This window comes from Mycobacterium sp., from assembly GCF_044342925.1.
Lineage (GTDB): Bacteria > Actinomycetota > Actinomycetes > Mycobacteriales > Mycobacteriaceae > Mycobacterium.
Genome location: NZ_JBIIOV010000155.1, coordinates 1 through 7,692 on the forward strand (window position 1 = coordinate 1; position 7,692 = coordinate 7,692).

The window sequence follows — 7,692 nt, forward strand, 5'->3', positions numbered from 1 at the left end:
GTGCCGGTCAGCATCAGCCCCAGCATCAGTGCCTCGTTATGGATGCCGGCCACCAGATGCATCAGCAGCAGCGGGTTGGCCGCCCCCAGCCACAGCGCCGCGACCTCGCCCACCCCGCAGCGGCGCGCCAAACGTGGTGTGGCCCAGACGATCATGCCCACGCCGATCAGCACGACGAGCCGGTGGAATAGCACCGCGCCGACGACGTTCTCACCGGTCAGCTTCGAGATGCCCCGGCCGATCCACAGGAACAGCGGGCCGTAGGGGGCGGGGGTCTCCCGCCATAGCGACGGCACCGACAGGGTGAAGACGTGGTCGAGCCCCAGACCCGGCGCGGGGCCGACCTGGTAGGGGTTAAGCCCGATCCGGGCGATCTGACTCTGCGCCAGGTAGGAGTAGACGTCCTTGCTGTACATCGGCGGGGCGATCAGCAGCGGCACCATCCACACCAGCAGGGTGCGGTCGAGCTGGCTGCGGGTCATCCGGCGCGGGCCCAGCGCGAACCGGCCCAGCATCAGCCAGGCGAGTGCCATCATCACTGCGCCGGTGGTGGTCATGGTCAGCGAGACGGTCTGGATGCGCGACGGCAGATTGAGCAGCCGCACCCCGAAGGTCGGGTCCTGCACCACCGGCCGGGCGCCCGCGCCGAGCGCGCCGATGCCCATCAAGACGGTGCCGGTGGCCCCGAACCGCCGGGTGCGGTGCATCGCCCGCAGCTCGGCCTCATTGAGTGGTGCGCTCTCGGTCCGCTCGTTACCGTGCAGGCTGGCGATCGAGGAGTACAACGAATGACGCCGGCCAGCCACCACCGCACTCTATCGGTCCCCGAACAGGTCACGGAGCAGCCGAGAAGGTGAGGGTGCCCTTCCTAGACCGCCCTGTCTAATTGCGTCACACTGATGTTGTGAAAATCCAGCCTCACGGATCTCCCGTGCAGCGGGTCTCGGTGCAGGACGGCCGGACCCGCCGTGAGATCGTACGGCTGTTGCTGGAATCGGGATCGATCACCGCCGCCGAGATCAGCGGCAAACTCGGTATCTCCGCGGCCGGCATCCGGCGTCACCTCGACGTCCTGGTCGACGGGGGTGACGCCGAGTCGATCCCCGCCGCGCCCTGGCAGCACATGGGCCGGGGTCGCCCGGCTAAGCGTTACCGGCTCACCGCGGCCGGGCGCGCCAAGCTCGAACATGCCTACGACGACCTGGCCTCGGCCGCGATGCGCCAGTTACGTGAGATCGGCGGTGACGACGCCATCCGGGCCTTCGCCCGCCGGCGCATCGACACCATCCTGGCCGGCGTTGCGCCCGTCGCCGAGCCGGACGACGCCACCGTCGAAGGCGCCGCCGAGCAGGTGGCCAACGCGCTGTCCCGCGCGGGCTACGCCACGACCACCACCCGGGTCGGCGGACCGACCACGACCACCACCCGGGTCGGCGGACCGACCACGAGCACCACCCGGGTCGGCGGCCCGATCCAGGGCATCCAGATCTGCCAGCATCACTGCCCGGTTTCCCATGTGGCCGAGGAATTCCCGGAGTTGTGCGAGGCCGAGAAACAGGCCATCTCCGAGGTGCTCGGCACCCACGTGCAGCGGCTGGCGTCGCTGGCCAACGGCGACTGCGCCTGCACCACGCACGTCCCGCTGCATCAGCCGACCGACAACCAGCCGCCGACCGACAACCAGCCGCCGACCGACAACCAGCCGCCGACCGATAACGAACAAGGAGTGTCGTCATGACGACTGCCCCCGAGGTCCAGCCTCTCACTCAAGAGGAGACCATCGACTCCATCGGCCGGTACGGCTACGGCTGGTCGGACTCCGACGTCGCCGGCGCCAGCGCCAAACGCGGCCTCTCCGAAGCCGTGGTCCGCGACATCTCGGCCAAGAAGAGCGAGCCGCAGTGGATGCTCGACATCCGGCTGAAGGCATTGCGCACCTTCGAGAAGAAGCCGATGCCGGGCTGGGGGTCCAACCTCGAGGGCATCGACTTCGACAACATCAAGTACTTCGTGCGCTCCACCGAGAAGCAGGCCACCACCTGGGAGGAACTGCCCGAGGAGATCAAGAACACCTATGACCGCCTGGGCATCCCCGAAGCCGAGAAGCAGCGTCTGGTCTCCGGCGTCGCGGCTCAGTACGAATGCCTTGCGGGTGACACATTGGTGTGGACGGCCAACCGCGGCCAGGTTCCGATCAAGGAAATCGCCTACGGCGACCGGGTTTTCGCCTACGACGAGGCCGGTGAGAAGTTCGTCGTCGCCCCGGTCAAAGCATCGGCGCAGACCGACACCCGGCAGACCTACACGGTGACCACCGGGCGGCGCAGCCTGCGCGCCACCGACAACCACCCGATGCTGGTGCTGCGTGACGAGCGCAGGGAAGGCCGCCAAAGGGCGCGCTACGCCCGACGCTGGGTGACAGTGGGAGAGATCCAGCCCGGTGACTTCATCGCGGTCCCGCGTCAGATCCCCGAGTTCGGTGTGGCCGCTGAGCTTCCCGTTGCAGCTGGGCTGCGGACGCCGGACCGCAGCACCGTCGACCTGATGTGGCTGCTGGGCCTCTACATCGGTGACGGCAACCTGCACCTGTCGACCAAGACCTACCGGGTTCAGTTCGCCATTCCGGCCACCGACGTCGAACTGCGCGCCGAGTTGATGCGGGTGGTCAAGGACCTGTTCGGGCTGCGCTGCATCGAGGCCGACGAGTACCGGGTGGTGGTCAACTCCAAGGCGCTGACCGAGTGGATCGTCGCGCTGGGCTTCACCGGTCTGTCGCTGACCAAACGTGTCCCGGACTGGGTTTACTCGCTGCCGCTGGATCAGCGGCTTGCCTTCCTGGGCGGTTGGATCGATGCCGACGGCTACGTTCAGCCCGAGCGAAGCGGTTCGATCATGCTGACGTCGGCCAATGAGCCGCTGATCCGGCAGGCGCGTGAACTCGCCGAGTTGGCCGGACTGCGCGCCGCCGGTCCCTGGTCGTTCACCCAGCCCTATCGTCATGCGCCCGAGCGGATTCAGACGGCGTGGCGGTTGGGTATCACCGGCGAATTCGAGAAGCTCGGTTGCCGCAACCCCAAGCGCACGGACCGGTTCGGTCGCCGGCGCTATTCGCACTCCTCAAATGGAGCGCACGGAACCACTATCCGCGTGCACTGCAACGAGTGGCTCGGATACGAGCGGGTCAAGTCCGTGGAGCCGTTCGCCGTCGAACCGGTCTACGACATCGAGGTCGACGGTCCGCACAACTTCATCGCCGAGGGTCTGGTGGCCCACAACTCCGAGGTGGTGTACCACCAGATCCGCGAAGACCTTGAGGCGCAAGGGGTCATCTTCCTCGACACCGACACTGGTCTGAGGGAACACCCGGAGCTGTTCAAGCAGTACTTCGGCACGGTGATCCCGGCCGGCGACAACAAGTTCTCCGCGCTGAACACCGCGGTGTGGTCCGGCGGCTCGTTCATCTACGTCCCGCCGGGTGTGCACGTGGACATTCCGCTGCAGGCCTACTTCCGGATCAACACCGAGAACATGGGCCAGTTCGAGCGCACGCTGATCATCGCCGACGAAGGTTCCTACATCCACTACGTGGAGGGGTGCACTGCGCCGATCTACAAGAGCGACTCGCTGCACTCGGCGGTGGTCGAGATCATCGTCAAACCCGGTGCGCGCGTTCGCTACACCACCATCCAGAACTGGTCGAACAACGTCTACAACCTGGTCACCAAGCGGGCCCGCGCCGAAGCCGGCGCCACTATGGAGTGGATCGACGGGAACATCGGTTCCAAGGTCACCATGAAGTACCCGGCGGTGTGGATGACCGGCGAGCACGCCAAGGGCGAGGTGCTCTCGATCGCGTTCGCCGGCGAGGGTCAGCATCAGGACACCGGCGCCAAGATGCTGCATCTGGCGCCCAACACGTCGAGCAACATCGTGTCCAAGTCGGTGGCCCGCGGCGGCGGCCGCGCCTCCTACCGCGGGCTGGTGCAGGTCAACAAGGGGGCGCACGGCTCGCGCTCCAGCGTGAAATGCGATGCGCTGCTGGTCGATACGATCAGCCGCAGCGACACCTACCCGTACGTCGACATCCGCGAGGACGACGTGACGATGGGCCACGAGGCCACCGTCTCCAAAGTCAGCGAGGACCAGCTGTTCTACCTGATGAGCCGCGGTCTCACCGAGGACGAGGCGATGGCGATGGTGGTGCGCGGCTTCGTCGAACCGATCGCCAAGGAGCTGCCGATGGAGTACGCGCTGGAACTCAACCGGCTGATCGAACTCCAGATGGAAGGCGCGGTCGGCTGATGGGGCGAGCGAAGCGACGGGAGATCGGCCGATGACGGTGCTTGCCATCAACAAGGGGGAGCAGTTCTCCTCATTCGACGTCAATGCCTTCGAGGTGCCCGGCGGCCGCGACGAACTGTGGCGGTTCACCCCGCTCAAGCGGCTGCGCGGTCTGCACGACGGCAGCGCCGCCCCCAGCGGGCAGGCGCAGATCACCGTCACCGAGCAGGCCGGTGTCACCGTCGAGACCGTCGCGCGCGGCGACGCTCGGCTCGGCCAGGCCGGGGTGCCCGCCGACCGGGTTGCCGCGCAGGCGTTCTCGGCGTTCGAGACGGCCACCATCGTCACCGTCGGTCGCGGAGCGCACACCGAGTTGCCGGTCGAGATCACCGTCACCGGACCGGGCGACGGCAAGGTCGCCTACGGACACCTGCAGGTGCGGGTGGAGGAACTCGGCGAGGCCGTGGTCGTGGTGGACCAGCGGGGTAGCGGAACCTACGCCGACAACGTCGAATTCGTGGTCGCCGACGCCGCCCGGCTGACCGTGGTGTGGATCGCCGACTGGGCCGACGACATGGTCCACGTCAGCGCCCAGCACGCCCGGCTGGGCAAGGACGCGGTGCTGCGCCACGTCGCCGTCACGCTCGGCGGCGAGGTGGTGCGGATGGCCGCCACAGTGCGCTACGACGCCCCCGGCGGGGATGCCGAGATGCTCGGGCTGTACTTCGCCGACGCCGGCCAGCACCTGGAATCCCGGCTGCTGGTCGACCACTCCCAGCCCAACTGCCGTTCCAACGTGCTCTATAAGGGTGCGCTGCAAGGCGATCCGGATTCGCAGTCCGCGCGACGGCGCAACGATGCCCGCACGGTCTGGATCGGTGACGTGCTGATCCGCGCCGAGGCCACCGGCACCGACACTTTCGAGGTGAACCGCAACCTGCTGCTCACCGACGGCGCCCGCGCCGATTCGGTGCCCAACCTGGAGATCGAGACCGGCGAGATCGTCGGCGCCGGGCATGCCAGTGCCACCGGGCGTTTCGACGACGAGCAACTGTTCTACCTGCAGGCCCGGGGAATCCCCGAGGAGCAGGCCCGCCGTTTGGTGGTGCGCGGCTTCTTCGGCGAGATCATCTCCAAGATCGCGGTCCCGGAGATCCGGGACCGGCTGACCGACGCCATCGAACACGAATTGGCCATCACTGAATCGAGAACGCAAGCATGAGCACCCAGAACACATCGACACTGGAGATCAAGGATCTGCACGTCTCGGTCACCACGCCGGAGGGCACCGACAAGGAGATCCTCAAGGGCGTCGACCTGACTGTGAAGTCGGGGGAGACTCATGCGGTGATGGGGCCCAACGGTTCCGGCAAGTCCACCCTGTCCTACGCGATCGCCGGTCACCCCAAGTACACCGTGACGTCCGGGTCGATCACCCTCGACGGCCAGGATGTGCTGGAGATGAGCGTCGACGAGCGCGCCCGCGCGGGCCTGTTCCTGGCCATGCAGTACCCGGTCGAGGTGCCCGGGGTGTCGATGTCGAACTTCCTGCGCACCGCGGCCACCGCCGTGCGCGGTGAGGCCCCGAAGCTGCGGCACTGGGTCAAAGAGGTCAAGGCCGCCATGGCGGATCTGGACATCGACCCGCAGTTCAGCGAGCGCAGCGTCAACGAGGGGTTCTCCGGCGGCGAGAAGAAGCGCCACGAGATTCTGCAGCTCAGTGTGCTCAAGCCGAAGATCGCCATCCTCGACGAGACCGACTCCGGCCTGGACGTCGACGCGCTGCGGGTGGTCAGCGAAGGCGTGAACCGCTTCGCCGAGGCCGAGCACGCCGGCGTGCTGCTGATCACCCACTACACCCGGATCCTGCGCTACATCCGCCCCCAGTTCGTGCACGTCTTCGTCGACGGCCGCATCGTGGAGTCCGGCGGACCCGAACTCGCCGACGAGCTGGAGGAGAACGGCTACGTGCGGTTCGCCAAAGCGTCGGCGGCGTCCTAGTACGCCATGACGGCCACGGTTGGCCTCGACATCGGCACTGACCTCGACATCGCGCGGATTCGCGCCGACTTCCCGATCCTGAATCGAGTGATGCGCGGCGGTAAACCGTTGGCGTACCTGGATTCCGGGGCTACCTCGCAGAAGCCGTTGCAGGTTCTCGACGCCGAACGCGACTTCCTGCTCACCTCCAACGGGGCGGTGCACCGCGGTGCCCACCAGTTGATGGAGGAGGCGACCGACGCCTACGAGCAGGGCCGGGCCGACATCGCCGGCTTCGTCGGCGCATCCCCCGAGCAGATCGTGTTCACCAAGAACGCCACCGAGGCGCTGAACCTGGTGTCTTATGTGCTGGGCGACGACAGATTCGAACGTGCGGTCGGTCCCGGCGACGTCATCGTCACCACCGAGCTGGAGCACCACGCCAATCTCATCCCGTGGCAGGAACTCGCCCGGCGTACCGGCGCCACCCTGCGCTGGTACGGGGTCACCGACTCCGGCGAGATCGACGTGGATTCGCTGCGCCTCGACGCGCGGGTGAAAGTCGTTGCCTTCACCCACCATTCCAACGTCACCGGCACCGGGGCGCCGGTCGCCGAACTCGTCGCCCGGGCGAAAGCCGTCGGCGCTCTGACGGTGCTCGATGCCTGCCAGTCCGTCCCGCACCAGGTGGTCGACTTCCCGGCGCTGGACGTGGATTTCGCCGTGTTCTCCGGCCATAAGATGCTCGGGCCCACCGGAATCGGGGCGCTCTACGGGCGGTCCGAGCTGTTGGCTTCGTTGCCCCCGTTCCTCACCGGCGGGTCGATGATCGAGACCGTCACCATGGAAGCGGCCAGCTACGCGCCGCCGCCGCAGCGCTTCGAAGCCGGCACGCAGATGATCTCGCAGGTGGTCGGATTAGGCGCTGCCACAAGATATCTCGATGCCATTGGGATGGCGGCCGTCGAGGCCCACGAGCACCGGCTGGTGGTCGCGACCCTGGACGGGCTGGCCGATATTCCGCAGGTGCGCATCATCGGCCCGACCGACGTGTGCGTCCGGCGCTCCCCGGTGGCCTTCGTCGTCGACGGTGTGCACGCCCACGACGTGGGTCAGGTGCTGGACGACGACGGCGTGGCGGTTCGGGTGGGGCACCACTGCGCCGCGCCGCTGCACCGCCGGTTCGGGGTGGCCGCCACCGTGCGGGCGTCGTTCGCGGTCTACAACACCGCTGATGAGGTGGATCGGTTGGTGGCGGGTGTGCGCCGGGCCATCGACTTCTTCGGGGAGCCGGCGGGCAGGAGCGCAGCGACCCGGGGTGGGAACCGCAGTGCGACTTGAGCAGATGTACCAGGACGTGATCCTGGACCACTACAAACACCCGCACCACCGCGGGCTGCGTGAACCCTTCGCCGCCGAGGTGCATCACGT

The 7,692-nt window shown here is 67.4% G+C and carries 7 protein-coding genes; 6 read left to right on the forward strand and 1 reads right to left on the reverse strand.

Annotated elements, in window-relative coordinates:
- Positions 1–806, reverse strand: an 806-nt coding sequence (gene mptB / locus ADBZ6I_RS14280) for a polyprenol phosphomannose-dependent alpha 1,6 mannosyltransferase MptB (RefSeq protein WP_526384926.1), incomplete at its 3' end; no start/stop codon positions are given.
- 98 nt (positions 807–904) lie between these two features.
- Here mptB and ADBZ6I_RS14285 point away from each other — a divergent pair.
- The 6 genes from ADBZ6I_RS14285 to ADBZ6I_RS14310 all read left to right on the forward strand — a co-directional run.
- Positions 905–1,738 carry a helix-turn-helix transcriptional regulator gene (locus ADBZ6I_RS14285; protein WP_526384928.1) on the forward strand — a complete coding sequence of 278 codons (834 nt, stop codon included), beginning with the start codon at positions 905–907 and terminating at the stop codon, positions 1,736–1,738.
- On the forward strand, positions 1,735–4,302 hold the full coding sequence (gene sufB, locus ADBZ6I_RS14290; protein WP_526384930.1) for a Fe-S cluster assembly protein SufB: 2,568 nt from the start codon (positions 1,735–1,737) through the stop codon (positions 4,300–4,302). Before ADBZ6I_RS14285 ends, sufB begins: the two co-directional genes overlap by 4 nt.
- Positions 4,303–4,333: 31 nt before the next feature.
- Complete coding sequence (sufD, locus tag ADBZ6I_RS14295; protein ID WP_526384932.1) at positions 4,334–5,503, forward strand: Fe-S cluster assembly protein SufD; 1,170 nt, start codon at positions 4,334–4,336, stop codon at positions 5,501–5,503.
- On the forward strand, positions 5,500–6,282 hold the full coding sequence (sufC, locus tag ADBZ6I_RS14300) for a Fe-S cluster assembly ATPase SufC (RefSeq protein WP_526384934.1): 783 nt from the start codon (positions 5,500–5,502) through the stop codon (positions 6,280–6,282). The genes sufD and sufC overlap by 4 nt, the downstream gene beginning before the upstream one ends.
- Positions 6,283–6,288: 6 nt before the next feature.
- Positions 6,289–7,602, forward strand: coding sequence for a cysteine desulfurase (locus ADBZ6I_RS14305; protein ID WP_526384936.1), 1,314 nt, complete (start codon positions 6,289–6,291; stop codon positions 7,600–7,602).
- 4 nt (positions 7,603–7,606) lie between these two features.
- A partial coding sequence (locus ADBZ6I_RS14310) for an iron-sulfur cluster assembly scaffold protein (RefSeq protein WP_526384938.1) occupies positions 7,607–7,692 on the forward strand: 86 nt, incomplete at its 3' end.

Excerpts from the sequence above, each read along its gene's own strand:
- sufC (WP_526384934.1), top strand. The coding sequence starts at position 5,500 with ATGAGCACCCAGAACACATCGACACTGGAGATCAAGGATCTGCACGTC.
- sufD (WP_526384932.1), top strand. The coding sequence starts at position 4,334 with ATGACGGTGCTTGCCATCAACAAGGGGGAGCAGTTCTCCTCATTCGAC.
- sufB (WP_526384930.1), top strand. The coding sequence starts at position 1,735 with ATGACGACTGCCCCCGAGGTCCAGCCTCTCACTCAAGAGGAGACCATC.
- ADBZ6I_RS14305 (WP_526384936.1), top strand. The coding sequence starts at position 6,289 with ATGACGGCCACGGTTGGCCTCGACATCGGCACTGACCTCGACATCGCG.